The following is a 25,681-nucleotide window of genomic DNA, read 5'->3' on the forward strand; positions in this document are numbered from 1 at the left end:
GGAAATCGTGTTATGTCACACCAAAACCAAATGAGATGCGGGGAGCCTCGGCTTGAGCAGAGTCGCGGTTTCACTTTGATCGAGCTCTTAGTGGTGATTGCGATCATCGCCGTCTTGATTGCTCTGCTGCTACCTGCCGTGCAGGCAGCGCGTGAGGCGGGACGGCGGGCTCAGTGCATCAACAACCTGAAGCAAATGGGCCTGGCGTTGCAGAACTACGAGTCGGCGTTGGGGGCCTTTCCTCCGGCCTACGTGGGGGATCCGAAAGCGAGCGGGTCGGCATTCGGGGTGAGCTATCCGGACGAGAACATGAACACGCTTCCGGGTTTTGCCTGGGGGACCCTGATCCTGCCATTCCTCGAACAGGCGCCGCTCTACGCCAGCTTCAATACGAACGTGGCGTGCTGGGCTCCAGCCAACAGCACCTCGGCCCGTATCAAGCTCGCCGTGTTCATTTGCCCTTCCGCAGCCGGGCCGAGCGATGGGTTTACGCTTCACAAATACTCCAACGGAAATGCGCAGGCCCCGGACGACGCGGGCCTGTTCTCGCCGACGATCACCTTCGGCCACAGCCACTACGTCACCAACGCCGGGATCAACCAGCCTTGGGGACGGAGTCCGGCCTACTCCTCGGATTTCGACATCGTGGAGCCTGTCCCGGGAACCGCTGGGGCGGCGATCGACGGGCCTTTCTACCGGAATTCGAGGACGCGGGTCGCCGCGGTGACCGACGGCCTCTCCAACACCGTTTTCGTCGGCGAGCGAAGCTCGAAACTGGCGGATGCCACCTGGGTGGGAGTGGTTCCCTTTGCAAGCGTTCCCCCCAAGCCAGGCTGGCCGTCGGACCCGAACAGTGGCGGCGACCTCGTGGGCGCCCATAGCGGCCCCGACGTCCACGATCACCCGCAAGTGGTGATCCACGCCCCGAACCACCCGTTCGGCCACACCGATGAGATGTTCTCCGACCACGTCGGAGGCTGTAACGTCCTCATGGGCGACGGCTCAGTCCGGTTCGCCAAGGAGACGATCTACCCGCGGACCTGGGTCAGCCTCTCCACCCGAAACGGGAGCGAAGTGATCAGCGGCGACTATTGACCGTCTCCGCAGGGAGCCACCACCACTTTCGCAAATGCACAACCCTTGGGAACGATTGCGCCCAGCCTCTCTCTCTCTTTTTTCCGGAACCCCGCGATGATGAACCGCTCCCCACTCCCGCGACGAGTCGCCTGCCTCCTGGTCCTCGCTTTCAGCGGCTGCGGTCGTCCGCCTCAAATCGGCGAAGACAGGGCAGCCTTCAAGGCGGTCGACGCCCTCTACACGGCAGTCTCCTTGCGCGATCCGAAGCTGCTCGACCAGTGCGAAGGGGAGCTTCGCAGCCTTCAGGCAAAAGGGGGACTTTCCGAAGCCGCAGGCGGCGTGTTGGGGACGATCATCACCAAGGCAAAAGAGGGAGAATGGGAAACCTCCCAGAGCCGTCTGGGAGATTTCATGAGGGGCCAACGTCGATAAATTCCCCTGAAAAGCAAGGCGTTTCCGGGGAGACCACACACACAGGGGAATGTTTGTAAAAGTCGTGTTGACCGTTTTGAAAAGGCCTGATACCCTCACGCCGCCTCGGGTCGGGACGTAGTCTTGCCTCGAAGGTGCTCACAATTCGAGCCGATTTCCCCAGCGTCCGCCAGCGCAACTGATCGACCCGCTAAGCGACCCATACTGCGACGCTAAGGCCGAGCAAGACGGTCGCCGGAACCAGGACTCGATCAGAACAGGGAATGAGGCTCCGAGGTCAGTCGGTCGCCCCCGGGGGGGTCGACTTATCGATCTTGGCCGCGCTCGGTGCGCTGTTATCACGCAGCACGCGGGGCCCGCCCGGAGACGTTCTCCGGTCGGCGAGTTATGGACCAACTCGCACGAATTGGGTTCGTCCGGCGAACCCTCCTGATCAACCCTGGAAGATCGAAAACGCAATGAACAAGCTCATCTACTCTGTCGCTCTGGCGACCGGTCTGGCCCTGAGCCTGGCTGCACCGTCTGCCCACGCCGACGCCATCCAGTCCCTGAACATTGCAGACATGTCGGCGTCCCAGTTCAACAGCCTGTTCACCACGATCGACGACGCCCCCGCGCTGGCATCGTCATTCAAGTACGCCGACGCTCCCGTGTCGGGCACTGTGAATTCGCAGGTGTTCAAGGGAACGGGTGCGGCTGAGGGCCTCTTTGCCTACGCCTATCAGTACGCCCTGAACGACGTCAGCGACTCGGACAACACGCCGGTCGACCTCCGGGGCACGTCCTGGAAGTTCAACGCGACCCCGGTCGGAGCCGACTTCACCAACACCGGCTCGAGCGTCTATGCCTACGCGATCAAAGACGGAGCGGTCGGCGGCATCGGCGCCCCGGTGGCGGCCCCCGGCCAGGGAATCCTTTCGCCCTCACAGTTGAACTGGCTGCCGAAGACGACCAGCGGCTCGCTGCTGGCCACCTACTTCGATACGGCCCAGGGCACGCCCGCCCTTCAGGCCGGCGCCAAGAGCGCCACGTTCGTCGTCCTGTCCGACCAGCCGTTCACGCAGAAGTTCGTCGGGATCCTCGGCTCGAACCCGATCGACCCCCAGTCGCAGCTGACCACCGCCTACGCGGCGACCGGCGGCACGATCCAGCCGATCCCGATTCCTGAGCCGTCCACGGTGTTCGCATGGGCCGGCATGGCAGGTGCCGTCGCCTTGGCTCGCCGGATTCGGAAGAACCGCGCCCCCTTGGCCTGAACTCGATCGAGCCGGCCCTTTCGGGTGGAGGGCCGTCTTTCGATTGCAGCCGTTCGCCGGAAGCCCCTCGCCACCTCGAGGGGCTTTGGCGTGCGCCTTGCCCGCGGTAGAGTGGTTTCCACCTTCGAATGCGTTTCCTTGGGACTGCGGACGCCCCCCCGCCCGCATCCTGGTATTGTCGCGAAGGCGGCGGTAACCCCAGCCTCCGATAAACCGCTGTCAACCAAAGCAAGGGAGTCAACGGTCCCAGGCACCGCCACTCTCCTCAAAATCACTCTCACATGAGCTTGCACCGATGAGCCTTCCACCGATTGCCAGGGTCCGCCAGGCTGTCCGTCAGCCCATGGTCGCCGACGTCCCCGCCGCCATCGCCCTGGCCATCCGCTCGAGCCGGATCGCCGACCGAATCAAGCCCGGCGGATCCGTCGCGCTGACCGTCGGGAGCCGGGGCATTGCCGGGATCGACCAGATCGCCCGCGCGGCGGTCGAGACACTCCGCGACCTGGGCTTCCAGCCCTTCGTCGTCGCTGCGATGGGCAGCCACGGCGGCGGAACCGCCGAAGGCCAGCGTGCCTTGCTGGCCGAGTTCGGCGTGACCGAGGAGTCACTCGGCTGTCCGATTCGCGCGGAGATGGACACGGTGGTCCTCGGCACCGATGGCTTCGGCCTGCCGATCCACTTTGACCGAAACGCCTTCGAGGCAGACGGCATCGTTCTGCTGAACCGGATCAAGCCACATACCTCGTTCACTGGCCGATATGAGAGTGGCTTGCTCAAGATGCTGACGATCGGCCTGGGCAAGCGGCAAGGGGCTGCGCAAGTCCACAAGCTCGGCCTCCCCGGCCTCAAACGGATGCTCCCCGAGGTCGGCTCGTTCCTGCTCTCGAAGACTCCGGTCGCGCTCGGCCTGGCCCTGCTTGAGAACGCCGAGGAACGCACGGCCCGCGTCGTCGCGGTCGAGCCGGAGGAGTTGCTCGCGGTCGAGCCCCGCTTACTCGACGAATCGCGTGAATTGATGGCGCGCCTGCCGTTCGACCAGATCGACGTCCTGGTCGTGGGAGAACTCGGCAAGAACTACAGCGGGACCGGCCTCGACCCCAACGTGATCGGCCGGCAACGGGTCGAGACGATGCCCGACCTGCCTCGGCCCATCGTCACCCGCCTGGCCGTCCTGGATCTCTCGGAAGAGACGCGCGGAAACGGTCTCGGAATCGGCCTGGCCGACCTGACCACCGAACGCCTGGTCAAGGCGCTCGACCCGACGCCGATGCGGGTCAACAGCATGACGAGCAACTTCCTGACCCGGGCCCGAGTCCCGCTCGCCTTGCCCAACGACCGCGACCTGTTCGCCGCCTGCCTTGACACCTGCTGGCGAATCGACCGCGCCGAGGCTCGGATGGTCATCATCCCCAACACCCTGGAGCTGACGACCTTCTACGTGACCGCTCCGCTGGCTGAGGAGGTCGAAGCCAACGAAAGCCTGAGCTTCGAAACTCCTTTGCCCCCATTCCGTTCGACTCTGCCGGAACCCTGGACCAAGAGACGCTCTACCCCGAGAGCGTCCGCGCCCGCCGTGTCAGTGGCCGAAATCATGGTGGCTGAGCGAATCCTCAACGCCTTCTCGCCAAGGGCAAAACGGCCGGGCCGGCCGTGCTACGGGTGAGACAGCTCATTCTCGTGAAGCAGGGCAGGGGATTTCTCCCTGGCGATGAACGGTCGTCTCTCCATCACCCATCAGCCAACAAGCACGCAACGCGATCAGCCCGCTCCTTTCGGAGAGACCTCATGCCAACCCGGATCCGCGCCGTCGTCTTCGACCTCGACGGCCTGATGTTCGATACCGAGGCGTTGTTCCACCGGGTGGCCGGCGAGATGCTGGCCGAGCGTGGCAAACAGATGACCACGGAAATCATGCGGGCCATGATCGGCCGCCGCGCGATCGACGCGGGCCAGGCGTTCAAGACGCTCGCGGGACTGGACGAGCCGGTCGAGGACCTGATGGCCGAGGCGAAAACGCGGTTCATGGCCGAGCTGGACGTCGCCGTGCATCCGACTCCTGGCCTGTTCGTACTGCTCGATCGCCTCGCCGCGCGGCGGCTCCCGTTGGCCGTGGCGACCTCATCGCGGCGAAGTTACGCCGAGCGACTCCTGGGAAGCCACGGCCTGCTCAATCGTTTCCAGTTCCTCCTGACGGCGGAGGATGTGGAGCGCGGCAAGCCCGACCCTGAGATCTACCTCAAAGCCGCGGCGCGGTTCGGCGTCCCCGCGTCCTCGGTCCTGGTGCTGGAGGACAGCGTGGCGGGGCTGCAAGCCGCCAAGCAGGCGGGCGCATTCGCCGTGGGTGTCCCTCATGAGCATAGCCCGGCCGAGAACCTTCACGCAGCCGCCTTGATCGTCTCACGACTCGACGACCCCGCCGTCCTGGCGCTCTTGGAAGATGAGCACGCGCAATGACTGACCAACCCGTCTCCGCCACCGCCTCCGCCTCCGCCTCCGCTCCCCAATCGGTAATGCCGTACGTCATTCCCATGGCCGGCTTCCTGGCGATCACGACACTCGAAGGCTACCTCCCGCTCGTCGCCGGGCAGCCGAACCCGACCTGGTATCCTCTCGTCTACACAGTCAAGGTCGTGGCGGTCACCGGCCTGGTCTGGGCCTGCCGTTCGACCTGGCGCGATCTCTCGCCGTTCCCCCGGTTGACGAGCCTGGGACTCGCGATTGTCGTGGGCCTGGCGATCGCCGCGCTCTGGGTCGGGCTGGACGGGTACTATCCTGAACTCCCCTTTCTGGGCAAGCGCACGTCGTTTGACCCCGGGGTGCTCTCGCCTGCCGCCAAGTGGGGGTTCATCACCGTTCGGATGCTCGGACTGGTGATCCTGGTCCCATTGATCGAGGAACTGTTCTGGCGGTCGTTCCTGATGCGTTGGGTGATCGAGAACGACTTCGATCGGGTGCCGATCGGGCGGGTCACGCCCTTGGCGGCCGCGGTGACCTCGGTCTGCTTCGGGTTGGCTCACCCCGAATGGCTGCCCGGCGTACTCACCGGCCTGGCCTGGGCCTGGCTGCTTCACGCGACCAAAAGCCTCTCCGCCTGCGTGGTCAGCCACGCCGTGGCCAACCTTGCCCTGGGCCTCTATGTCATCGCGACGGGGGACTGGAAATACTGGTGAGCGAGCCAACCACGAGAACCGCTCCATCGACTTGCCCAAGCGGTCGCAAGAAGTTATCGTAACTTGACTTTCATCACGAACTTCGGCCCAGTGGGCCACCTGAGCGAATCCCAACGGCCGGTCCTGCCGTCCCACTGGATCTGTTTGTTACCGGCCTGTTCCTGAACATCCCGAGAACAGTAACGAGCAGGGGGCTCCTGGGTTCATGATCCTCATCGGCACCGACGACGGAATCTACCGCTGGTTCGAGGGCGCCTCGTGGCCGGTTTTTCATAGCCTGCAAAACCGCTCCATTGTTGACCTGGCCTCTCCGGAACCGGGGATCCTGCTCGCCCTGGATCGCGCGGGGCAGGTCCTCGAGAGCATCAACCACGGCCAGGACTGGCGGACGATCCCCCTGTCCGAAGGAGCTGGAAGCCCGACCGCGCTGGCCGCTTGGGGGACTCCTCCGTTCATCGTGCTCGGTACGCGCACACAGGGACTGGCGCGCCGCCCGGTGGGTGCGCCAATTCCGATCCACAACGATCCGAAAGCGCCCGTCCGGGGCTTCGCCCCCTCATTGATCGGTCGTGCCCGGTCACTCGCCGAAGGGGCGACGGGCTTGCTCGCGCCCAAGCGAGTCCCCGGCGGGTCCGATCGAGCGACCGCCAAGCTGGCCGGCTGGACCCGCCTGGGAACCCCATCCGCCGCCAAGTCGAAGCAACCGACCGTGATCCGAACGCTGGCCGTGGGCGAGGGGAAGGCACCGGTCTGGTACGCCGCGGTCCGAGGCGCGGGCCTCTGGCGGAGCACCGACCTGGGCGTCTCCTGGAGCCAGTGCCCGGGCCTGCCCGTCGACGTCTTCGCGATCCGAACCGCGCCCAAACGCCCGGGGAGCGTCTACGTCGCCACCTCGGACGGCTGCTGGATTAGCAATGACTCGGGCCTGACCTGGGAAGACCGAAGTAGCGGCCTGGAGAATGCCCGCTACCTCAGCGCCATCGAGGTCAAGCCGGGCGAACCCGACGTCCTCCTGGCCGGCGCCGCGACTCGAGGACCGAGCGACTTCGCCAACGGCCCTTCGATGGACTCGAGTTCTCGCTCTACGAGAGCAAAGACGGGGGCAAGGCCTGGTCGCTCGTCCGCCGCGGTAACCCCGACGCCTTCGAGAACGACATGATCGCCGACCTCCGTCACGATCCGGCCGCTCCCGACAACGTGATCATGGCGCTGACTTCGGGCGAGCTCTGGGTCACCCCCAACGCCGGCGCCTTCTGGATGCCTCTCTCGCGACAGATCCGCGCCGCCCGCAAGCTCTGCCCCGTCGCCTGACACGGCGTAGCGTGAGGATCGAATCCGTCCCGTCGAGCGGGCACGGCCCGCCATCCCGATCTCCTTGCCCAAAAAGGAGGCCAAGATGGCGGGCCGTGCCCAGCCTACGGAAATCGTTGGCTTCGCGCTGAGGCCGATGTCGGTCATGACACAACCGAGAAATATCGATTCGGCGAAGCTTTGCGCCGCGATTTCCCTGGTGCCTGCCTCAAGTGAAGGCGGCAGGACTCACTGATCCGTTCGCGGGCCAGAGGGAGACGGGGCGGCCAACGACATCAAGAACCCCCGAATTTTCCCTTGTTCCATGCCCGAGAGACGGGCGAAGCGCGCCGCCGCCCCCGATCCTTCCCCGCGATGCTGCGCGATCGCGTCCTCCAGCGTTTTGGCCCCACCGTTGTGCAAATAAGGAGCCGTGTCGCGAAGCCCCCAGAGCGGCGGCGTCCGCCATTCCACGCTCTCTGCGCCAATTACGGGCTTCGGCTTCGATGCGCCTTTCTCGAGATTCGAATCCGCGGGAGCGGCCGACGCGACGACCAGGTCCGACCGTTCTTCGATCGGCTCCGAATAGTAGGCGCCGCTGTCGGAATTGGCCGGCCCGAGATCGTGAAGGAGTAAGTCGCTGTAGATTCCATCAATATTGCCAAGAGTCGGCAGGTGGCACGTCGCGCAGCCGATGCTCTTGAACAGCGCTCCTCCCTCGAGCCACTTCTCCGACACGGCCCGACTCACCGGCTCGATCTGGACCGGTGTGGGCAAGCTCCGAATATAAGACACCAGGGCCACGCAATCGCCGCTGGTGAGGTCGAGTTCGGCCACCTGTCCCTGGGTCTTGCTCTTGAGACTGGAACTGGGGTCGATCGACTGGTGATGGCCCGGGACTTCCAGCCCGAGTTCGACGGAGCAAGCCGTCAGCACGAACTCCTCCAGGCTGGGAATCTGCGCTTTCCAGCCGAACCGGCCGATCCGCCCATCCTTGAGCCGACAGACTCTCCCCGAGATCTCGGAATCGATCGCCGTTTGCCGCCTCTCAACCTCCTCCAGCACCGAGTCGGGCAGGGCATCGATCAACCCCGTCCCGAAGAGAGAAGGTGTGTTCCGCTCCGATTTTCGGAGTGTGAACATAGGAAATTCCTTGGCAAGCAACCAGGTCTTCCACACGTCATACGCGGGGCGGGTGCCCGCTTTGTGGAGAACGACGCTCCCAGCCACGGGAAACCCGGTCTCAAACTTGACAATCTCGGCCAGGCGACGGGCCTGTTCGGCCTGTGTGCCTTCGATGCCGAGCCGGCCCGTCGTAATCGGAGCCACGATCACAACGTTCCGCGCATTCGACCCCGCGCCCCCCACTCCTCCCAGGTTGTGGCAAGCCACGCAGGACGCTTCGTTGAACACAGGGCCGAGGCCGTCACCATTGTGGCAACGTGGGTCGTTGGCAATCCACTTTCGCTCAAACAATTGTTTGCCTAACTCCACGATTACATTGGGCGGTTTGCTACCCGGAGAACCCGCCTCCGCCAAATCCGGCAGCCCGACCAGACTGAGGCCACTCCACACACCCAGCCCCACCACGATCACCCTGATCGCTGCTCCTGACGCTCGCATTACGCACCCTCCCCGTTGGCCTGGACCCCGTTGGGGGATCGTCCGGCGTCACACAGTCGGAGATCGACTTGTTGAACAAGACGTCATTATGAAGAGACTCGTCTTTCTTGAGACGATCAGGGCATGCGACTTATTCGGGAGCCAACGACGACGGACGATTTTTCAGGAGCGGAGTGATGATCCAACGAGAGCGAGAAGCGCCTTGCGGTCACCTGGGGCTTGAATTTGCCAGACGACACAAAAACAACGACCCGATACTGGGCTAGGAAGTCTCACGCTCCTCGTTCCCACGGTCCTCCGTGGGAATGAAGTCTTGGACGCTCTGCGTCATCTGCTTTCGCAGGGCCAGACGACGCGGAGCGTCGGGGACGGCATTCCCACGGGGACCGTGGGAACGAGAGTGATTCCTCGCTGTATGGCGGATCGTTGAACAAAAATACGGGCGGAGCGCCCGCGGGCCCAGGCACGGCTGCGATCCAGGATTCACAAGCCATTGCTCCAATTCCCGCCCAACGCCCCCTGCGTCAGAGCAGCCGGCAACCGGCCCCCGGCCGGCGTGATGAGTCGGGCATAGACCGTCCCGTCGATCGTCGGCGTGAGAAACCGAACCGCGCCGTCGCAAAAGAGGAAGTTGCTCCCCTTGGGATGGCTGCTGTTGGCAAAGGGAAACGAGCCTTCGACTTTCCAAGTTTGCCCAAAATTGATGTTTTCATGGGTCCCGACCCGATTGGCAAGGGCCCACCCAGGCCCGTCACGCTGGGGCGAAAGCGGCATCAATTGACCACCCAGGCAGTCATTGGGGGAACGCTGTGGCATGCAAACATTATCCGAACCGAGGAACATCACGAAATTCGGGAGCGGGCACGCCCAGTTGGTCGCACGGCCGCGGGAATAGCGATTCCCCATGGAGACCCCAACCAAGGTATTCTCGGCGACCAACAAGGTCTCGCTCGCCCCATCGGAGATGTCGGCAGGCGTGGTTGCGATGTCCCAGGGTTGGTCACCCGACTCAGTGCCCAGGAACATGACTCCAAGCTTCTTGCCAATCGCCTGCGTCTCCTGCCAGGGACGGCCCGGCGGCGTCCACTGACGAATCCCACCATTGTGCGCTTGCCCTTCGATTTGGCTTCCCGCCCAGCCAACCGGGATCGCAGGCCAGCGGGTGAAGCCGCCGTTGACGGTATAGCTCTGGTTCCCTTCACCGGGTCGTGCAGTGACATCCTGGGGGCAGCGAAGAACGCCGAGTGAGGTGTTTGAAAGCCAATGATTGGCGGGTTGTCCCGAACGGGTCGCGGTGGGCCACCAGTACGGAACCGTCTTGTCCCAGGCGTTGGCCATATCCTGATGGTCGAGATAGGGCAGGATCTCGACGACCCAACTATGCAGTTCACTCGCCCCACCATCGGGGAGTGCGCCAGAATCAAGGATCGATGCGTAGATCGTCGACCGGGCCGGGTCTCCGCCGTGCGATTCCGGGTCGTCGCGGAAAGTCCCGGCGTTCGGGAAACGGTTCTTCATCGTGGAGAAGTTGATCAGGGCCAAGCCGAGCTGACGCATATTATTGGCGCACTGCGGCCGACCCCCACAAATACGCCCCTCGCATCCACTCCTCATGGGGAGAAGCGCAAACCCAACCGCGAGGACGCCAATCGCGACCATCAGATCGATCAGTTTGAAACGAGGGACGAATCCGGAAGACATGACGCGTTCCCCGAGAAAAGGCCGCTCACGGCGGGACACCCTCGGACGCACGTCACTCTAACAAGGAAGTCGCCTTAACTTCAAATGTTTAGGTCACTCCCGCAAGCCGAAGGCAACGCGACCTCCTCTCCCCCTTGGAACTGCGGGCGCCCCGCACGCAATTTCATCCAAAGATTCCATTGGACCGCGAGCGGAACGGCCGCGATCCAGGATTCACAAGTCTTCGCTCCAATCTCCTCTCAACGCCCCCTGGGCCAGAGCCGCCGGCAACTGACTCCCAGCCGGCGTGATGAGTCGGGCGTAGACCGACCCGTCAATCGTCGACTTGATGAATCGGACTGCGCCATCGCAAAACACGAAATTGCCGCCTTCGGGATGACCGCTATTGGCGAACGGGAACGAGCCTTCGACCTTGAAGGTTTGGCCAAAACTGAGGTTCTCAAAGGTCCCGACTCGATTGGCCAGACCCCACCCAGGTCCGTCGCGTTGAGGCGAGAGTGGCGTCAACTGACCACCCAGACAATCATTGGGAGAACGACTCGACACACAAACATTATCCGACCCAATAAACATGATAAAATTCGGCAGCGGACACGCCCAGTTGGTCGCTCGGCCGCTCGAATACAGGTTCCCCTCGGAGAATCCCGCCAGGGTGTTCTCCGCGATCAATAAGGTCTGGCCTGCCCCATCGGAGATGTCGGCGGAGGTGGTCGTGATGTCCCAGGGCTGGTCACCCGACTCCGTGCCCATAAACATCACACCAAGTTTTTTGCAAACCGCCTGGCTCTCCTGCCAGGCACGACCCGGCGGAACCCACTGGAGGACTTCACCGTTTTGCGAATGGCCGTCGGTCGAGCTCCCCACCCATCCCAGAGGAACGGCAGGCCAGCGCACAAAACCGCCGTTGACGACGTAGCTCAGGTTCCCCTGGCCCGAGGCGGCCGTCGGATCGTACGGACAGCGGAGCACGCCAAGGGAGGTACTCGAAACCACGGCATTGGAAGGTTGACCCGAGATGGTCTCCGTCGGCCACCAGTAGGGAACAGTCTTGTCCCAAGCATTGGCGAGATCCTGCTGGTCGAGATAGGGGAGAATCGCGACGACCCAGTTGGAGAGCCACGACTCGGCGACGTCCGGCCGCTGGCCTGACTCCATGAGCGACAGATAGAGCTTCGACAGCGACGGGTCGCCGCCATGCTCGGCCGGGTCGTCACGGATTGTCCCCGCGTTGGGAAAGTGATTCTTCGACGAGGAGAAGTTGATCAGGGCCAGTCCGAGCTCACGCATATTGTTGGAGCATTGGATGCGACGATCGGGGCCACGAGCGGAGTTCAGCGAAGGAAGCAACAACCCCACCAAAATCGCGGTCACAAAGATCGCGATCACCAAATCAATGAGCTTGAACCCACGTCGATCCTCGGGGGACATGGCGATTGCTCCGAGAAAAGCCCCGTGAGACAAGATCCCTGGAGACGCTCCTCCATTCTCTCCTGATCGTCATCCAAGTCACAAGCATCAACAGCAAATGTTTGTGATTCATACGAATGGGTGCTGGTCCCGCCGCGCGGAGGATCGCGGCGAACCTGCAAGTCCTCCAATCCGGCAGATTGCCAGCAGTGAGGGTCCCAACCATCCCGTATCACGAATTTGACGAACAGGCACACGCCAGTTACGATGAAGTCATCCGAAAATTTCTGGCCGGGTCTCGTGGGCGCCTTGTCGAGGTCTTTGAGAATGCACATCCCCGACGCCGTGCTCGATCCGAAGGTGGCCGCGGCGACCGGTGTGGTGGCAGCGGCCGGGATGTCGGCCGGGCTCAGGCTGCTCGAGTCGAGGCTGGGTGAGCGGACGACCGTCTTGATGGGGACGATGGCGGCCTTCGTCTTCGCCGCCCAGATGGTGAACTTCCCGATCGGGCCGCTGCCGATCTCAGGACACCTGCTCGGCGGGGTCCTCTCGGCGGTAATGCTCGGGCCTTGGGCCGGCGCGGTGGTCATCGGCGCGGTGCTCATCGTTCAGTGCCTGCTCTTCGGCGACGGCGGCCTCACGGCCCTGGGGGCGAACTTCCTCAATATGGGGCTGATCGGCGCGGTGGGAGGGTATGCGATCTACGCCCCGATCCGCCGGGCGATCGGCGGCCGCGCGGGGGTCCTGCTCGGCGCGATGGTGGCAGCCTGGTTCTCGGTGATCCTCGCCTCGGGGGCGTTCGCCATCGAGCTGGCGTTCTCGAGCGGCTGGGCGAACTTCTTCCAGACCCTGAGCTGGATGGCCCTGGTTCACGCCGGGATCGGCCTGGGCGAAGCCCTCGTGACCGGCCTGGTGATCCGGTTCATCCTCCTGACTCGCCCCGACCTCGTCTATCAGGCCGACGAGACTGAAGCCAGTGCTCCCGGCTGGGGGGCATTGATCTGTGCGGGGCTCGGAATCGCGCTGGCGGTCTGCGTCTTCCTCGCGCCGTTCGCGTCGGAACATCCCGACGGCCTTGAGTACGTGGGGGAGAAGCTCGGCTTCCTCAAGGAGGGCGTGCCGGCGATGATTCCCGCGCCCATCCCGGACTACAGTCTGCCGCTGCTCGGCGACGCGAACGTCAAGGCCGCAACCGCCTTCGCGGGATTGGTGGGGACGTTGGTCGTCTTCGCGGTCGGACTGGGACTGGCCCGGGTCTTTTCGACGACAAAGCCGACGGGAGTCGACCCGGATGCGGCTTGAGTTTCTCGAACGCCACAGCGAAGGGGACGGCCCGCTCCACCGCCTCGACCCGCGGATCAAGCTGGTTGTCACCCTGGCCTACATCATCGCGGTGGTCGCCACGCCGATCGGCTGGTGGCGGCTGCTGGCGGTTGAGGGCCTGATCCTGGCCTTCACCATCGGCCTTTCCGGAGTTCCGCCGCGCGAGCTCCTGATGCGCTGGCTCGGGTTCATCGTCCTGGTCGGGTTCCTGGCCTTGATGGTGGCCCGGGCCCACCCGAGCCGCGTCGAATTCGGCATCGCGGCGGTGATGCTCACGATCGTCATCAAGAACAGCATGGCCTTCCTGGCCACCCTCAGCCTGGTCAATGTCACCCCGTTCCGGAAACTCCTGGGCGCAATGCGCCGGCTGGGGATGCCCGCGGCGCTGGTGGCGACCCTGCAATTTATGTATCGTTACCTCCACGTGCTCACCGAGGAGCTCGATCGGATGGTCAAGGCGCGACGGTCGCGGACCTTCCGCCGTTCGGGACGACTCGACTGGGTGCTTTTAACCGGCCTGATCGGTATCCTCTTCCTCCGCGCCTTCGAACGTGGCGAACGGGTCCACGCGGCAATGCTCGCGCGAGGCTGGGACGGGACGATCCGGACCCTTGATGACTCCGATGGCCCTTGACGAATCGATCGATCTCCGCGTCCCCTCGCGGCGAAGCGAGGCGAGGTGCGTGAGATGAACTCCTCCAGCCCGACCATGACCAACGACGCGCCGGCCGTGCAGGTCCGCGAACTGATCTATCGCTATCCCGACGGCCGGCTCGCCCTCCGCGGTGTCGACCTCACCATCGTGCCGGGCGAAACGATCGCCCTCGTCGGCCCTAACGGCGCGGGCAAGAGCACGCTCCTGCTCCACCTCAACGGGATCCTCCCGGGCAAAGAGCGAGGCCAGCCCTTGCATGCCCACGGGACCAGCCATCACTCCCGGAACGGCAGCGAACCCGCGGTCTGGATCGACGGCCTGGAGGTCAACGCGAAGAACGCTCCCGAGGTCCGCCGCCGGGTCGGCCTGGTGTTTCAGGACCCGGACGACCAGCTCTTCAGCACCTCGGTGATCGAGGACGTCGCGTTCGGCCCGCTCAACCTCGGGATGAGCCGGGCCGAGGCCAAACGGGTAGCTCTCGAGTGCCTCGCCCGGGTCAACCTCGACGACGTGGCCGACCGCGCTCCCCACCACCTGAGCTTCGGCGAGCGAAAGCGGGTCTGCCTGGCGGGGGTGCTCGCCTGCAACCCATCAGTCCTCGTCCTCGACGAACCAACAGCCAACCTCGACCCCCGCGGCCGCCGCCGCTTCATCGAATTGATCCGAGGGCTCACCGCCACCAAGCTGATCGCCACCCACGACCTCGAAATGGTCCTCGAACTCTGCAACCGGACCGTCCTGCTCGACGCCGGCCGGATCGTGGCCAATGGCCTGACCCGGAACGTTTTGGGTGACCCCAACCTGCTCGAGGCCCACGGCCTCGAGATGCCGCTAAGCCTCAAAATGGGCCGGTCGTTCTGAACCAATCAGTCCCGTGGGTTTGCCGACCTCACTGCGGCGCCTTCAACTCGTAGGACACTTCAACCGCCACCCTCACCACCTCTTGTCCCAGGGCGACCGGCATCGAACGAGGCGAGTTGTTATCGGAGTGCTTGACCGATCTTGCCGCAAAAGAATACTGGGCCACCGTTTCCAGGTCCTGGATCTGAACGGAGACCGGCTGACCGCGAGCCATTCCGAATACGGTTGCCGCGTCCTCGGCCTTCTCGAGTGAGTCGGTCAGGGCCTGTTTGCGAAGCTCGCGAAGCAAGGCTTTCCGATTGCTCAACGAAAAGGACAGGTTCTCGATTTCATTGACGCCGGCTTTCACCATGAGGTCGAGCAGCCGGCCCACTTTCTTCGTATCGCGAATCGTGATCGTCACTTCATTTTCGATCGCGTAGCCAACGACCTTGACCGGAGCATCCACCGGCGAAGCCTCCGACTTCCGGCTCTCGTAGAGTGGCCTCAAGCTAAAACCCGATGTCTGGATATCCTCAAGAGCGATTTCATTTTCCTTGAGCACGTCCATGAGAGCGTTCATCTCTTTGCCATTGGCCGCCACGCTTTCCATCGCCGTTCGGCCTCGACTCTCCACGCCCACCGTCAGTACGGCCAGGTCGGGCGTCACCGTTTGTTCCGCCAGGCCGATGACGCTGATCGTGCGCAGTCCATCCGCACGAACGCGAGACTCAACGACCTGAGCCGCAAGCAATCCAGGGACGGCCAGTACAACGGCCAGGACGGAAAGGATCCGGGGCACCGAGCAGACCATGAGATCACTCCTGGAATTGTGGAGTGGGCATGGCCCACCCGGATTAAACCATGGTGGGCCATGCCCATCCTATTACTCAAACAAATTATTTATACTTAATTATTTCAATGGCTGGCCCAACCCGGGCCGCCGCCGTACACGCGGTTGGTGCCGGCCAGGGGGAGGCCGGTGATCATTGAGGCTTCGAGGGTCAAGGCACGCAAGTCTTCCGGTTCGAGGTGGTGGACGTCACTCTTGCCGCAGGCGCGGGCCAGGACCTGGACTTCCGACGTGAGCGCGTGGAAAAAGCTGGCGACGCGCTCGGAGGCGGCGTCGACTTCGAGGCGAGCGGTCAGTTCCGGGTCTTGCGTCGTGATCCCGACCGGGCAGCGGCCGGTGTGGCAATGGTGGCAGGCGTACGGGGCCGCGCCGATGGCGCGGTAATCCTCGACATAGATCGGCTTGTTGCAGTTCAAGGCGATCAGCAGGGCGGTGCCCAGGTAGCAGGCGTCGGCTCCGAGGGCGAGCGCCTTGGCACAGTCGGAGCCGTGCCGCAAACCGCCGGCAATGACGAGTTGAACCTTGCCGTAGAGGCCGATGTCTTCGAGGGCCGCACGCGCCTCACAGACGGCGGCGAGGGTTGGAATGCCGGTGTGCTCCTGGAGCAGTTCGGGGGAAGCGCCCGTGCCCCCTTCCATGCCGTCGACGACCACCACGTCGGCCCCCGCCTTGGCGGCGAGCCGGACGTCGTCGAAGACGCGCGCGGCCCCCATCTTGACGAAGATCGGAATTCGCCAGTCGGTCGCCTCGCGGAGCTCCTCGATCTTGATCACCATGTCGTCCGGGCCGAGGAAGTCGGGATGCCGGCAAGGCGAGCGCTGATCGACGCCGGGCGGAAGGTCGCGGAGCCGGGCCACCTCATCGGAAACCTTGGAGCCGAGCAGCAGGCCCCCCGTACCTGGCTTGGCCCCCTGGCCGATCGTCAGTTCGATGGCGTCGGCCTGGCGGAGATGCTGGACGTTGATCCCGTAGCGGCTGGGCAAGACTTCATAGATCATCGCCCGCGACTCCGACCGCTCGACGTCGAGCATTCCCCCGTCCCCCGTGGTGGTCGAGGTGCCGGCCATCCGCGCCCCGCGGGAGAGCGCGGTCTTCGCGTTCCGCGAGAGCGCCCCGTAACTCATGCCGGTGACCATCAGAGGGATGTCGAGCTCCAGTGGCTTCGACGCGAACCGGGTACCCAGCACCGTCTTGGTCGAGCACTTCTCGCGATAGCCTTCGAGGGGGATCCGTGTGAGGGTGCCGGGGACGAACGTGAGGTCGTCGAACGTGGCCCAGGTCCTCGGCCTGAGGATGCCGAAGCCGCGGATCCGGTAACGGGCGAGCTCTGCCTTGATCTGGATATCTTCAATCACACCGGGAGTGAATGTACCCGACCGCTCCATCGGCGAAGGGTCGGCGGCGGAACCAGGCGGGGGTGTCGAGTCGGCCATGGAGGAGAATCCTCAGGAACGGGGAGTGATCGTGTGGAGTGGTTCACATCGCTTCGAGCGTGCACGAGAAATCCGACTCTTTGGAGGGTGGGCAGGGCCCACCGGGATTCGCCCCGGGATGCAAGTGCCACCTACTCCTACCAAGTCTCTCGTCAGCACGCGTGGTGGGTCATGCCCACCCGACAGGACACGTTCTCAGACGCGTTTAGAGCGCCGATTTCCAGAGATGGATATCGGTTTTCTGAAAATTCCAGAGCTTCCGGCCGGCGACGAGTTTGCGAAAACCAGTGGGGGGAGCGGGGACCTTCCAGCGTTCGAGATGCGAACCGATCAGGTCGCGATCGGCGGGGGTGAACTCCTCGACCACGGCGTCGGCGCCGAGCTCGCCGAGCTTGCCGGCGACGTAAATGGTCCCGGCGTACATGCTGTCGGCCACGCCGTCGGCGGCATCGCCGCAAACGATGATGATCCCTTTCTGCATCATGAACCCGGCCATCGGGCCGACGCTTCCACCGACGATCAAGGCGCCCCCTTTCATGGCAATCCCCGCGCGGGTCGAGGCGTCCCCGCGGACGACCACGACCCCCGCGCGGATCGCCGCGGCAACCGCGTTGCCGGCGTCGCCGTCGATGGTGACGATGCCGTCGCGCATGCTCTCGGCTGCGCCCCAGCCCACGCCACCGTGCACGTGGACCGTCGCGCCGTCGTTCAGGCCGGCCACGTAATAGCCGGCGGGGCCGTCGATCGTCAGTTCGGTTCCCTCGGGGAGCGCCACGCCCAGGTTGTGGCGGGCGCCCGGATGGAGCAGCGTGATCCTCGTGGAGTTTCCGGCGATCGCCGCCCGGATCTCCCGGTTGATGGCACGCACTGGCATATCACCACAATTAATTGTGGTTGTCCGTTCGGAGGTCGCGGGCACGGGCAGGTCCCTTCGTTGAGAGGCAGCGCGATGTGGGAACCACGAAGTGGATGTCAGACCAGGGCGGGAGTCGCCAGCGGATAGAACGTGGCCCGGCCGGTGGGAGGCTCCAGGACTCGAAACGATCCGGGCAAGGCGCGGCGCAGGGCGATCTCTTCGGTGGCGACCGCGACGAACGCGTCGGTCTCTGCGATCATGAGCGGCTTGAAACCGAAACGGTCGCGCACGACTCCCAGACCCTCGGAAGACGCCACAAGATAGTTGTAGGCGCCGTCGAGGTCGACGATCGAGTCGCTCATGGCCTCGGCCAGCGACCGACCGCGGGACAGGCGATCGCGCAGGTAAACGCCGATCACTTCGGAGTCATTATCCGTGTAGAAGGTGACCCCTTCCTGCTCGTAACGGCGACGGAGCTGGTGATAGTTGGTGACATGTCCGTTGTGAACGGTAGCGAGGTCGGGAACACCATGCGCCCAGAACGGTTGCGAGTGACTCAGGTCGATCCGGCTCTCGGTCGACATCCGCGTATGCCCGATCGCCAACGGCCCCCGCCAGCCCGAGAACCCGTAGGTCGCGTCGAGCTGTGTCGGTGATCCCACCTGCTTGACCAGGTCGAGTCGACGGCCCAGGCTGATGACCTCGAGCCCTCCCCGACAGGCCCCGAGGGCCGCTTCAACCGCCTCAGGGGTCACATCGGCACCGGGCCGGAACTGGAACCGAAGCGACCCGCCCGCGGGTTCAACGCGTTCCACGGTTCCGAGGGATTCGAGGCGCTTCAGGGCCAGAGAATCCCCGGGGGCAATCCGAACGGCCCAGACGCCGTCGGCCCCTTCGGAGCGGAGCAGGGCGGCCCCCGCGCTATCGGGCCCCCGGCAACCGAGGGCGTCGAGCATCGCCAGGACCACGCGTCCCGTCGGGAATTCGGGGCGGTCCAACCTATCCAGAAAACCGACAATTCCGCACATAAGCCTCTCCTGCCCGCGGGTGATCTTGGGGAGAGGAGTCGCGGGTCGGGTCATTTTAGTAGCTTTCTCGCCACTTGTCGCCAACAATTGTTTCTCAAATGGCTGCGAGGCCCTTGCCAGGGAAGCACGACCTCGCCAAGGAAGAGGAGTCCCATGTCCCAGCTCGAGGCCAAGCTCACCGCCCTCGAAGGTCAGTTCCAGACAGACGGAATCGCTTACCTGCTGATCCAGTTCGTCGATATCCATGGCGCGGCCAAGGTCAAGCTCGTCCCGGCCAAGGCGTTCCGCACGGCCGTCCGGTCGGGGGCCGGATTCGCCGGCGGAGCCGTCTGGGGCTCGGGGCAGGGGCCCCACTCACACGACATGTGTGCTCGCGTCGATCCGGAGACTTATACGCCCTTGTCCTATGAGCCGGGCGTCGCTCGATTCGCCGCCGACCTCTATGTCGACGACGCTCCCCATCCGTATTGCCCACGGGTCAATCTCCGTCACATGCTGGCACGTGCCAGAGAACTGGGCTACGTTTTCAACGTCGGCATCGAGCCTGAGTTCTTCCTGGTGACGAAACAAGCGGATGGCTCGATTCGCGGCTGGGATCCGCACGGCATCGACGTCCTCCAGAAGCCTTGCTACGACTTCAAGGGGATCTCCGCCGCCCTCGAATTCCTCCGCGCGATGAATGACGGCCTCGATGCCCTCGGCTGGGACGTCTACCAGACCGACCACGAGGACGCCAACTTTCAGTTCGAGATCAACTTCAAATATGCCGAGGCCCTGATAACCGCCGACCGTTTCACCTATTTCCGGATGATGGCCGGCCAGATCGCCCAGCGCTTCGGCGCAATCGCCACCTTCATGGCCAAGCCGTTCTCGACCCGCACCGGCTCGGGCGCACACCTGCACTATCATCTGGCCGACGCCCGGACCGGCCTGAACCTCTTCCTCGACGAGTCCGACCCGCGAGGCTTGGGCCTCTCCAAGCTGGCTTACCACTTTCTCGGCGGCATCCTCGCGCACGCCCCCGCGCTCTGCGCGGTCACCTCGCCGACGGTCAACTGCTACAAGCGGCTCCAGGTCGGCTCCGCCCTGACCGGCTCACGCTCCGGATTCACCTGGGTCCCTGCCTTCATCACCTACGGCGATAACAACCGGACCCAGATGCTCCGGGTTTGCGAACCCGGGCACGTCGAAGACCGGACCATCTCGAGCGCATGCAACCCGTATCTCACCCTCGCCGCCTACCTTGGCGCGGGTCTCGACGGGATCGCCCGGCAGCTCGACCCGGGCGAGCCGAACCTCGGCAACCTCTACGAGGTCGGACCGGACGCCATGGCGGAGCGCGGAATCAAATCCCTGCCGCAATCGCTGAGCGTCGCGCTCGACCACTTCGAGCGAGACGCCGTTGTCCGCGACGCGCTCGGCCCGATCGCCAGCGAGTTCACCCGGCTGAAGCGCGACGAGTGGCGGGAGTATCATTCCCAGGTGGAGTCGTGGGAACTCCAACGCTACCTGAGCGCACTTTGATACTGAGGTTGATTTTCTCCCACCTTCTCCTACCACGGACGACCGATGGAACAACTGCACGCTCGCAACGTCGTCATTGGCGCCGGCGCCATGGGTTCGGCCACGGCTTACCATCTCGCCAGGCGAGGCGAACCGGTCCTCCTGCTCGAACAGTTCGCGATCGGCCACGATCGGGGCAGCTCGCACGGCGCCGCTCGAATCACGAGGCACTCCTATGCCGATCCCCAGTACGCCAGGCTGATGCTCGACGCCTTCCGCGCCTGGAGAGAGCTCGAAGCCGATGCCGGTCAGAACCTCTATCTGCGTACCGGCGGCCTCTCATTCTGCCCCCCTCAGGTCGATTATGTCGCCCAGGTCGCGGCCAGCTTGCAGGCCATCGACATCCCACACCGCCGGATGTCGGGCCGGGAGCTCCGGCACGCCTTCCCCGTCTTCGAGGTGCCGGAAACGTACGACGTCCTCTTCGAACCCGACGCCGGATTGATCGCCGCCGCGCGAGCCATCTCGCTCCAGCTCGAGCTCGCCCGCCAGCTCGGCGGCGACCGAACCCGGGTGCTCGCAGAATGCCCGGTCCGCGCGATCGACCTCGACGGCAACAAACCGATCGTCCGGACCGACTCGCACCGGATCTCAGCCGACCGCCTGATCGTGACCGCCGGCGCCTGGGCGTGCCGGCTCCTGCCCCAGTTCCCGGTGCCATTGCGGCCGACCCGCCAGCAAGTCCTCTATTTTCGCCCCAACGACCCGGCTCCCTTCACCCCGGGCCGGTTTCCTGTCTTCATCCACAAAGGGGCGGAAGCGCTCGACGACTTCTACGGGATGCCGGAATTCCAGGGCCGAGGAGTCAAAGTGGCGCGGCACGGCGGCCCGGACGTCGACCCGGATGCCATGGATCGCGTCGTCGATGAGCCCTATCGGGAGGTGATCCGACACTTCCTCAAGCGATCGATCCCGTCGTTGGTCACAGCCCCGATTGAACATACTGAGGTCTGCCTGTACACGAGCACTCCTGACGAACACTTCCGGCTCGGAACTTTGCCCGACTGCCCGAATCTCATCACTGCAAGCCCATGCAGTGGGCACGGCTTCAAATTCTCCTGCCTGATCGGCCGCGTTCTGGCCGACTTAGCGACTCAGGGGGCGACCAAAGTGGATATTACCCCCTGGCAGCTTTAACTACTTTTCAGAAACGCGTTAAGGCCATCGGCCACTCGCTCAAAAAAGAGGCAGAAGCCCCGTTTTGGTCCCAAGTGAACTCCCGTCTCCGCACCGGGCGAACTCCTGGCGCGGGACTTGCGTATAGAGCATAGCAAGTAAAAGGTCGCCCGCATTTCGGCCAGACCATCTAATCGTCGCATACGCCTCATTTTATCTCCATCAAGTCTCCAAGAATTATGCAACAGGGACCGATGGGATAGAATGAGGCGCGGTGAAGGAAGGACGATATGCGGGCCGAACGGTGAGGGAATGGATTCTCTGAGTGCCGTGCCTCCGGCCTTGAGCGAAGTGATTTTGCCCAGCGCAATCGTCGTTATCCCCGTTGCGCATCCTTGGCCATATCAAGAATGAGGTGGCAAGATGGCTATCCAACCGCCGCGAGACCGTACCGGGCGCCGACTGCCTCGTACGATTTACGTTGTACTCTGCGCCACAGTCCTGGCGGGAGCGGGGTTCATCGCCGCGCGTAATCGCGGCCCTTCCGCTGTTCCCACGTTGCCAGCGACGTCGGTGTCCCATACGCCGGTGGTGTCATCGACCCCGCCCGCTACGATTCAAGTCGTTCAGCACTCGTCTGGCGGGAAGTTGATGATTTGCGGGGGTGGGAAACTGCCGCCGTCGATTCGCGATGAATTCTGCAAACTGGCGGGCGGCCCGCGGGCACGGATCGTGGTCATCCCGACGGCGACGTCGAACGCCGACAAGCCCGACCACCTGGCCACACTCCTCGCGGACTGGAAGCTCAGCAACGTGGAGTCGGTTCAACTCCTCCATACTCGATCGCGTGAGACCGCCAACGACCCCGCATTTGTTCAGCCGCTGCTTCAGGCGACGGGTGTCTGGCTCACCGGAGGCGACCAGGTGTTCTTGACCGACGCCTACCTGGGCACCGCAGTGCAGGAGCAGTTGAAAGCGATCCTCGCTCGTGGGGGAGTGGTCGCCGGGACCTCCGCCGGCGCGGCCGTCATGTCGGGTGTGATGATCGCGGGGGGGCTGAACAAAGCCGACGTGAGCGTTGGTTTCGACTTCATCAAGGGGGCCGTGATCGACCAGCACTTCCTCAAGCGGAACCGCATGGAACGACTGATCGGGGTCCTCTCCATGCATCCCAACCTTGTCGGTTTGGGCATTGATGAAGAAACGGCCCTGGTTGTTGACGTCCGGGAGCACCACCTGAGCGTGCTCGGATCTTCGTACGTCGTGGCCTGTGTGCCCGACTCTCAGCGGAAGTCGGTTCGGCTCCAATTCCTCAAGTCGGGCGACACAACCGCCATGGCCGACCTGATGCAGCAGTCCCCGGTCGAAAAAGCGACCGTCGATCTCAAGGTGGATGAGCCGGCAGGCCTGACGGTCGGTTCACTCTGAACCACCCGCTGAGAACCGGGGGTAGCCCATACTTCCATTCACTCGGGGCACGAGCGTGATCGACGCTCGTGCCCCGCTTCGTTTGTCTGGCGAAGTCGACGGGGCGAAATTCGATCCTGATCGCGCGGTGAGCTCAGCCACCGGCTCAGAACGCGGCGGCGTCGATCGGGTCGGCGACCGAGGCCAGGTTCTCGAACCGGGTGAGGTTCTTGAGGAAGGTGAGCTTAACCGTCCCGGTTGCGCCGTTACGGTTCTTGGCGATGATGACCTCGGCGATGCCCGGCTGGTCGTTGGGGTCGTAGTAGTCGGGACGGTGGATCAGGAGGACGACGTCGGCATCCTGTTCGATGGCACCGCTCTCACGAAGGTCGGCCATTCGAGGGCGGCGGTCTTCGCGGTTCTCGACACCTCGGTTGAGCTGCGAGAGGGCGATGACCGGGAGTTCGAGTTCACGGGCGAGCGTTTTCATCCGGCGGCTGATCTTGGCGATCTGTTCCTGACGGCTATCGCGCGTTTCCTCGCTATCCACGAGCTGGATGTAGTCGACCACAATCAAGCCGAGGTTGTGCCGGAGCTTGAGCCGACGCGCGTTGGCGGTGATCTGAAGCATGTTCCGCGACGGCGTATCGTCGATGAACAAGGGGGCGGTATGCATTTCGCTATACCCCTTGCCCAGCATACTCATCTCGCGGGTGCCGAGTCCCTGGCCGGTCCGGAGTTTCTTGCCGTCCACTCGTGCCCGGGCGCAGAGGAGTCGCTCGACGAGCTCCAGGCGGCCCATTTCGAGGCTGACGAAAAGTAAGGGGACCTTCAGGTTCACACCGACGTTGTCGGCGAAGTTCAAGGCAAGTGCGGTCTTCCCCATACTCGGCCGCGCGGCGAGAACGATCAGCTGGCCGGCTTGGAGTCCGCCCATCATGTCGTCGAGCTCGAAGTAGCCGCTGGCGACGCCGGTGACCGCATGTTTGGAGACGGTCCGCTCCTCGATCCGATCCATCGCTTCTTTGAGCACATGGAGCAGTTCGGCCGTATCCCCTTGAATCGTGTCGCCGGCGATCTCGAAGATCTTCTGCTCGGCTTTCTCGAGCAGGGCTTCGGCCGTGAAGGTATTCGAGTAGCCGTCGCGAAGGATCTCGTTGGCACTCTCGATCAACCGCCGGCTGATCGACTTCTGGCGAACGATATCGGCGTAGTAGCGGGCGTTGGCCGCGTGAGGGACACTCTCCACGATCTCGGAGAGGGTTTCGTGGCCACCAATCGCTTCAAATTCACCGCGCTGGGTGAGCTCCGCGGAGAGGGTCAGGCCGTCGACCGGCTTGCCCAGATCGTAAAGGTCACGGATCGCCCGGTAGAGGGTCTGGTGCGTGTCGCGGTAGAAGTCCTCGGCCTTGAGTTTCGAGACGACGTCGTGAATGACCTCGTTGTCGAGCAGAATGCTCCCGAGGACCCCTTGCTCGGCCTCGAGGTTCTGGGGCGGAAGACGGTCGATCAGCGGGCCGCCTTCTCCCTTCGGCGCCCTGCCGTGCGCGTTGCCATTACCGTTGCCATTGCCATTGAAATTTGAAGAGGCCATATCCGAAGCAACTCCCTGCTCGCACGCCAGAGAGGAGCGGCCCTGATCTGGTCTGGGCCGACACCCCTGTGGGTTTATCGACCGGCCGATCCATCCGGGGCTCCCTCGACAAGGTGGAGGGAATGACCCCTCGTGACCCGACGCGCAGACGCGTCCGGCACGATAGCCGATCTGAACAATCGTATCGGCCAAGGGGGGACTTGGCCATCAAAAAAACGACCGATTCGGGTCTCGCCTGATTGAAACTACGAGAGAAGCCCGGCCCCCTCGCAGTCGAGAGAAGGCCGGGCTTTCTTGTTCTGGCGGACCAGCCGGAGGGCCGGCCTCAGAGCGTGACGCCTTCGGAGGCGGTCAGCGGATCGAAGCGGTGGTGATCAAGCCACCGGTTCGTCGGTGTGCGTCGGAACAACCCACAGCTTGACCTCGGTCGTGACATCCTGACCAAGGGCGAGCTTGATGGTGTAGAGCCCCAGCTCCTTCAACGGGCCCTCGATCCGGACGTTCTCGGCCTCGATGGGGAAGTTGTCGGCCTTGAGCGTGAGGGCAATCTGCTCGGCGGTCACCGAGCCGTAGAGGTGCCCCTCGGCGTTGGCGTTGGCCTCGATCGTGAGCGAACGCTGGGCGATCTGGGCGGCCAGGTTCTGGAGGTCAGCTCGGCGAGCCACTTCGAGCTGGTAGAGCCGCTGGCGATGCTTCTCGACGATCCGCAGGTTGTGCGGAGTCGCGAACGTCGCCAGTCCTTGGGGCAGAAGATAGTTGCGGGCGAACCCGGGGCGAACTTTGACAAGGTCGCCGGGCTGGCCGAAGTGGGGGACGGTATGGGTCAGCAGGATCTCCATGAAGCCGTCTTTGGACCGCGTCGGATGATTCCTGCGTCGTTCGACGCCCGGCTGCCGGACGGTCGGGGTCAGGGTGGTCACCGACGGCTTGGCATGGGCTGCGGCGGCCGCCGCGGCTTTCTTGGCCTTGGTCGACGCCTTCACCTTGACCTTCGTCTTGGCCTTGGCCGGTTTCTTGTCGGTCATCTTGGCCATCGTGCAATCACTCCTTGGATGGG

Annotated in this window: 23 protein-coding genes; 14 read left to right on the top strand and 9 right to left on the bottom strand. The window is 63.9% G+C overall.

The features are described from left to right. Window positions 1-93: 93 nt before the first annotated feature. The 8 genes from V5E97_RS01490 to V5E97_RS01525 all read left to right on the top strand — a co-directional run bounded on the left by V5E97_RS01490 (window position 94) and on the right by V5E97_RS01525 (window position 7,246). Window positions 94-1,095: a DUF1559 domain-containing protein gene (locus V5E97_RS01490; RefSeq protein ID WP_406697505.1), complete on the top strand. Its 1,002-nt coding sequence runs from the start codon at window positions 94-96 to the stop codon at window positions 1,093-1,095. 96 nt (window positions 1,096-1,191) lie between these two features. After that, a complete protein-coding gene (locus V5E97_RS01495) occupies window positions 1,192-1,509 on the top strand; it encodes a hypothetical protein (protein ID WP_406697506.1) in 318 nt (105 codons plus the stop codon). A 458-nt stretch (window positions 1,510-1,967) separates the two neighbouring features. After that, window positions 1,968-2,765, top strand: a complete 798-nt coding sequence (locus tag V5E97_RS01500) for a hypothetical protein (RefSeq protein ID WP_406697507.1) — start codon at window positions 1,968-1,970, stop codon at window positions 2,763-2,765. Window positions 2,766-3,060: 295 nt separating this feature from the next. Continuing rightward, complete coding sequence (locus V5E97_RS01505; RefSeq protein WP_406697508.1) at window positions 3,061-4,428, top strand: nickel pincer cofactor-dependent isomerase, group 22; 1,368 nt, start codon at window positions 3,061-3,063, stop codon at window positions 4,426-4,428. Window positions 4,429-4,550: 122 nt separating this feature from the next. Continuing rightward, window positions 4,551-5,219 (top strand): HAD family hydrolase, encoded by a 669-nt coding sequence (locus V5E97_RS01510; RefSeq protein WP_406697509.1) that lies wholly within the window; start codon window positions 4,551-4,553, stop codon window positions 5,217-5,219. Then, window positions 5,216-5,935 (top strand): CAAX prenyl protease-related protein, encoded by a 720-nt coding sequence (locus tag V5E97_RS01515; RefSeq protein ID WP_406697510.1) that lies wholly within the window; start codon window positions 5,216-5,218, stop codon window positions 5,933-5,935. The genes V5E97_RS01510 and V5E97_RS01515 overlap by 4 nt, the downstream gene beginning before the upstream one ends. Window positions 5,936-6,140: 205 nt before the next feature. Next, window positions 6,141-7,094 (top strand): WD40/YVTN/BNR-like repeat-containing protein, encoded by a 954-nt coding sequence (locus V5E97_RS01520; protein ID WP_406697511.1) that lies wholly within the window; start codon window positions 6,141-6,143, stop codon window positions 7,092-7,094. After that, window positions 7,091-7,246, top strand: coding sequence for a hypothetical protein (locus tag V5E97_RS01525; protein WP_406697513.1), 156 nt, complete (start codon window positions 7,091-7,093; stop codon window positions 7,244-7,246). The genes V5E97_RS01520 and V5E97_RS01525 overlap by 4 nt, the downstream gene beginning before the upstream one ends. A 228-nt stretch (window positions 7,247-7,474) precedes the next feature. On the opposite strand, the gene V5E97_RS01530 is transcribed toward V5E97_RS01525, so the two are convergent. The 3 genes from V5E97_RS01530 to V5E97_RS01540 form a co-directional block, all read right to left on the bottom strand. After that, window positions 7,475-8,848 carry a di-heme oxidoredictase family protein gene (locus V5E97_RS01530; RefSeq protein WP_406697514.1) on the bottom strand — a complete coding sequence of 458 codons (1,374 nt, stop codon included), beginning with the start codon at window positions 8,846-8,848 and terminating at the stop codon, window positions 7,475-7,477. Window positions 8,849-9,331: 483 nt separating this feature from the next. Beyond that, window positions 9,332-10,549, bottom strand: coding sequence for a DUF1559 family PulG-like putative transporter (locus V5E97_RS01535; RefSeq protein WP_406697515.1), 1,218 nt, complete (start codon window positions 10,547-10,549; stop codon window positions 9,332-9,334). Window positions 10,550-10,762: 213 nt separating this feature from the next. Further along, window positions 10,763-11,977 (bottom strand): DUF1559 family PulG-like putative transporter, encoded by a 1,215-nt coding sequence (locus tag V5E97_RS01540; protein WP_406697516.1) that lies wholly within the window; start codon window positions 11,975-11,977, stop codon window positions 10,763-10,765. Window positions 11,978-12,283: 306 nt separating this feature from the next. Between V5E97_RS01540 and V5E97_RS01545 the strand changes: the two genes are divergently transcribed. From V5E97_RS01545 to V5E97_RS01555, 3 genes are read left to right on the top strand one after another with little or no spacing between them, the layout of a single operon-like run. Then, on the top strand, window positions 12,284-13,258 hold the full coding sequence (locus tag V5E97_RS01545) for an energy-coupling factor ABC transporter permease (RefSeq protein ID WP_406697517.1): 975 nt from the start codon (window positions 12,284-12,286) through the stop codon (window positions 13,256-13,258). Next, on the top strand, window positions 13,248-13,913 hold the full coding sequence (gene cbiQ / locus V5E97_RS01550; RefSeq protein ID WP_406697518.1) for a cobalt ECF transporter T component CbiQ: 666 nt from the start codon (window positions 13,248-13,250) through the stop codon (window positions 13,911-13,913). Before V5E97_RS01545 ends, cbiQ begins: the two co-directional genes overlap by 11 nt. A gap of 54 nt (window positions 13,914-13,967) precedes the next feature. Next, on the top strand, window positions 13,968-14,795 hold the full coding sequence (locus V5E97_RS01555; protein WP_406697519.1) for an energy-coupling factor ABC transporter ATP-binding protein: 828 nt from the start codon (window positions 13,968-13,970) through the stop codon (window positions 14,793-14,795). A gap of 28 nt (window positions 14,796-14,823) precedes the next feature. Here V5E97_RS01555 and V5E97_RS01560 read toward each other — a convergent pair whose 3' ends face one another. The 4 genes from V5E97_RS01560 to V5E97_RS01575 form a co-directional block, all read right to left on the bottom strand. Next, window positions 14,824-15,588, bottom strand: a complete 765-nt coding sequence (locus V5E97_RS01560; RefSeq protein WP_406697520.1) for an SIMPL domain-containing protein — start codon at window positions 15,586-15,588, stop codon at window positions 14,824-14,826. Between the two features lie 104 nt (window positions 15,589-15,692). After that, the gene (locus V5E97_RS01565; protein ID WP_406697521.1) at window positions 15,693-17,060 is read right to left on the bottom strand and encodes an FMN-binding glutamate synthase family protein; all 1,368 of its coding nucleotides are present in this window, start codon (window positions 17,058-17,060) and stop codon (window positions 15,693-15,695) included. A 205-nt stretch (window positions 17,061-17,265) separates the two neighbouring features. Next, window positions 17,266-17,934, bottom strand: coding sequence for a GltB/FmdC/FwdC-like GXGXG domain-containing protein (locus V5E97_RS01570; protein ID WP_406697522.1), 669 nt, complete (start codon window positions 17,932-17,934; stop codon window positions 17,266-17,268). Window positions 17,935-18,032: 98 nt separating this feature from the next. Further along, the gene (locus V5E97_RS01575) at window positions 18,033-18,944 is read right to left on the bottom strand and encodes a class II glutamine amidotransferase domain-containing protein (RefSeq protein ID WP_406697523.1); all 912 of its coding nucleotides are present in this window, start codon (window positions 18,942-18,944) and stop codon (window positions 18,033-18,035) included. 153 nt (window positions 18,945-19,097) lie between these two features. Between V5E97_RS01575 and glnT the strand changes: the two genes are divergently transcribed. The 3 genes from glnT to V5E97_RS01590 all read left to right on the top strand — a co-directional run bounded on the left by glnT (window position 19,098) and on the right by V5E97_RS01590 (window position 23,051). Beyond that, entirely contained in the window at window positions 19,098-20,468 is a 1,371-nt protein-coding gene (gene glnT, locus V5E97_RS01580) for a type III glutamate--ammonia ligase (RefSeq protein WP_406697524.1), read from the top strand. 45 nt (window positions 20,469-20,513) lie between these two features. Next, the gene (gene solA, locus V5E97_RS01585; protein WP_406697525.1) at window positions 20,514-21,644 is read left to right on the top strand and encodes an N-methyl-L-tryptophan oxidase; all 1,131 of its coding nucleotides are present in this window, start codon (window positions 20,514-20,516) and stop codon (window positions 21,642-21,644) included. Window positions 21,645-22,274: 630 nt separating this feature from the next. Beyond that, on the top strand, window positions 22,275-23,051 hold the full coding sequence (locus tag V5E97_RS01590; RefSeq protein WP_406697526.1) for a cyanophycinase: 777 nt from the start codon (window positions 22,275-22,277) through the stop codon (window positions 23,049-23,051). A 145-nt stretch (window positions 23,052-23,196) separates the two neighbouring features. Here the strand turns inward: V5E97_RS01590 and dnaB are convergent, their stop codons facing one another. Continuing rightward, window positions 23,197-24,624, bottom strand: coding sequence for a replicative DNA helicase (gene dnaB / locus V5E97_RS01595; protein ID WP_406697527.1), 1,428 nt, complete (start codon window positions 24,622-24,624; stop codon window positions 23,197-23,199). Between the two features lie 374 nt (window positions 24,625-24,998). Then, window positions 24,999-25,658 carry a 50S ribosomal protein L9 gene (gene rplI, locus V5E97_RS01600; RefSeq protein WP_406697528.1) on the bottom strand — a complete coding sequence of 220 codons (660 nt, stop codon included), beginning with the start codon at window positions 25,656-25,658 and terminating at the stop codon, window positions 24,999-25,001. Window positions 25,659-25,681 lie beyond the last annotated feature (23 nt).

The sequence above is a fragment of the Singulisphaera photorubra genome (assembly GCF_045290345.1).
Classification (GTDB): domain Bacteria; phylum Planctomycetota; class Planctomycetia; order Isosphaerales; family Isosphaeraceae; genus Singulisphaera.

What these genes read in the sequence shown, in the direction of transcription:
- V5E97_RS01495 (WP_406697506.1), top strand. Translation starts at nt 1,192, where the DNA reads ATGATGAACCGCTCCCCACTCCCGCGACGAGTCGCCTGCCTCCTGGTC.
- V5E97_RS01500 (WP_406697507.1), top strand. Translation starts at nt 1,968, where the DNA reads ATGAACAAGCTCATCTACTCTGTCGCTCTGGCGACCGGTCTGGCCCTG.
- V5E97_RS01505 (WP_406697508.1), top strand. Translation starts at nt 3,061, where the DNA reads ATGAGCCTTCCACCGATTGCCAGGGTCCGCCAGGCTGTCCGTCAGCCC.
- V5E97_RS01510 (WP_406697509.1), top strand. Translation starts at nt 4,551, where the DNA reads ATGCCAACCCGGATCCGCGCCGTCGTCTTCGACCTCGACGGCCTGATG.
- V5E97_RS01515 (WP_406697510.1), top strand. Translation starts at nt 5,216, where the DNA reads ATGACTGACCAACCCGTCTCCGCCACCGCCTCCGCCTCCGCCTCCGCT.
- V5E97_RS01520 (WP_406697511.1), top strand. Translation starts at nt 6,141, where the DNA reads ATGATCCTCATCGGCACCGACGACGGAATCTACCGCTGGTTCGAGGGC.
- V5E97_RS01525 (WP_406697513.1), top strand. Translation starts at nt 7,091, where the DNA reads ATGATCGCCGACCTCCGTCACGATCCGGCCGCTCCCGACAACGTGATC.
- V5E97_RS01530 (WP_406697514.1), bottom strand. Translation starts at nt 8,848, where the DNA reads ATGCGAGCGTCAGGAGCAGCGATCAGGGTGATCGTGGTGGGGCTGGGT.
- V5E97_RS01535 (WP_406697515.1), bottom strand. Translation starts at nt 10,549, where the DNA reads ATGTCTTCCGGATTCGTCCCTCGTTTCAAACTGATCGATCTGATGGTC.
- V5E97_RS01540 (WP_406697516.1), bottom strand. Translation starts at nt 11,977, where the DNA reads ATGTCCCCCGAGGATCGACGTGGGTTCAAGCTCATTGATTTGGTGATC.
- V5E97_RS01545 (WP_406697517.1), top strand. Translation starts at nt 12,284, where the DNA reads ATGCACATCCCCGACGCCGTGCTCGATCCGAAGGTGGCCGCGGCGACC.
- cbiQ (WP_406697518.1), top strand. Translation starts at nt 13,248, where the DNA reads ATGCGGCTTGAGTTTCTCGAACGCCACAGCGAAGGGGACGGCCCGCTC.
- V5E97_RS01555 (WP_406697519.1), top strand. Translation starts at nt 13,968, where the DNA reads ATGAACTCCTCCAGCCCGACCATGACCAACGACGCGCCGGCCGTGCAG.
- V5E97_RS01560 (WP_406697520.1), bottom strand. Translation starts at nt 15,588, where the DNA reads ATGGTCTGCTCGGTGCCCCGGATCCTTTCCGTCCTGGCCGTTGTACTG.
- V5E97_RS01565 (WP_406697521.1), bottom strand. Translation starts at nt 17,060, where the DNA reads ATGGCCGACTCGACACCCCCGCCTGGTTCCGCCGCCGACCCTTCGCCG.
- V5E97_RS01570 (WP_406697522.1), bottom strand. Translation starts at nt 17,934, where the DNA reads ATGCCAGTGCGTGCCATCAACCGGGAGATCCGGGCGGCGATCGCCGGA.
- V5E97_RS01575 (WP_406697523.1), bottom strand. Translation starts at nt 18,944, where the DNA reads ATGTGCGGAATTGTCGGTTTTCTGGATAGGTTGGACCGCCCCGAATTC.
- glnT (WP_406697524.1), top strand. Translation starts at nt 19,098, where the DNA reads ATGTCCCAGCTCGAGGCCAAGCTCACCGCCCTCGAAGGTCAGTTCCAG.
- solA (WP_406697525.1), top strand. Translation starts at nt 20,514, where the DNA reads ATGGAACAACTGCACGCTCGCAACGTCGTCATTGGCGCCGGCGCCATG.
- V5E97_RS01590 (WP_406697526.1), top strand. Translation starts at nt 22,275, where the DNA reads ATGATTTGCGGGGGTGGGAAACTGCCGCCGTCGATTCGCGATGAATTC.
- dnaB (WP_406697527.1), bottom strand. Translation starts at nt 24,624, where the DNA reads ATGGCCTCTTCAAATTTCAATGGCAATGGCAACGGTAATGGCAACGCG.
- rplI (WP_406697528.1), bottom strand. Translation starts at nt 25,658, where the DNA reads ATGGCCAAGATGACCGACAAGAAACCGGCCAAGGCCAAGACGAAGGTC.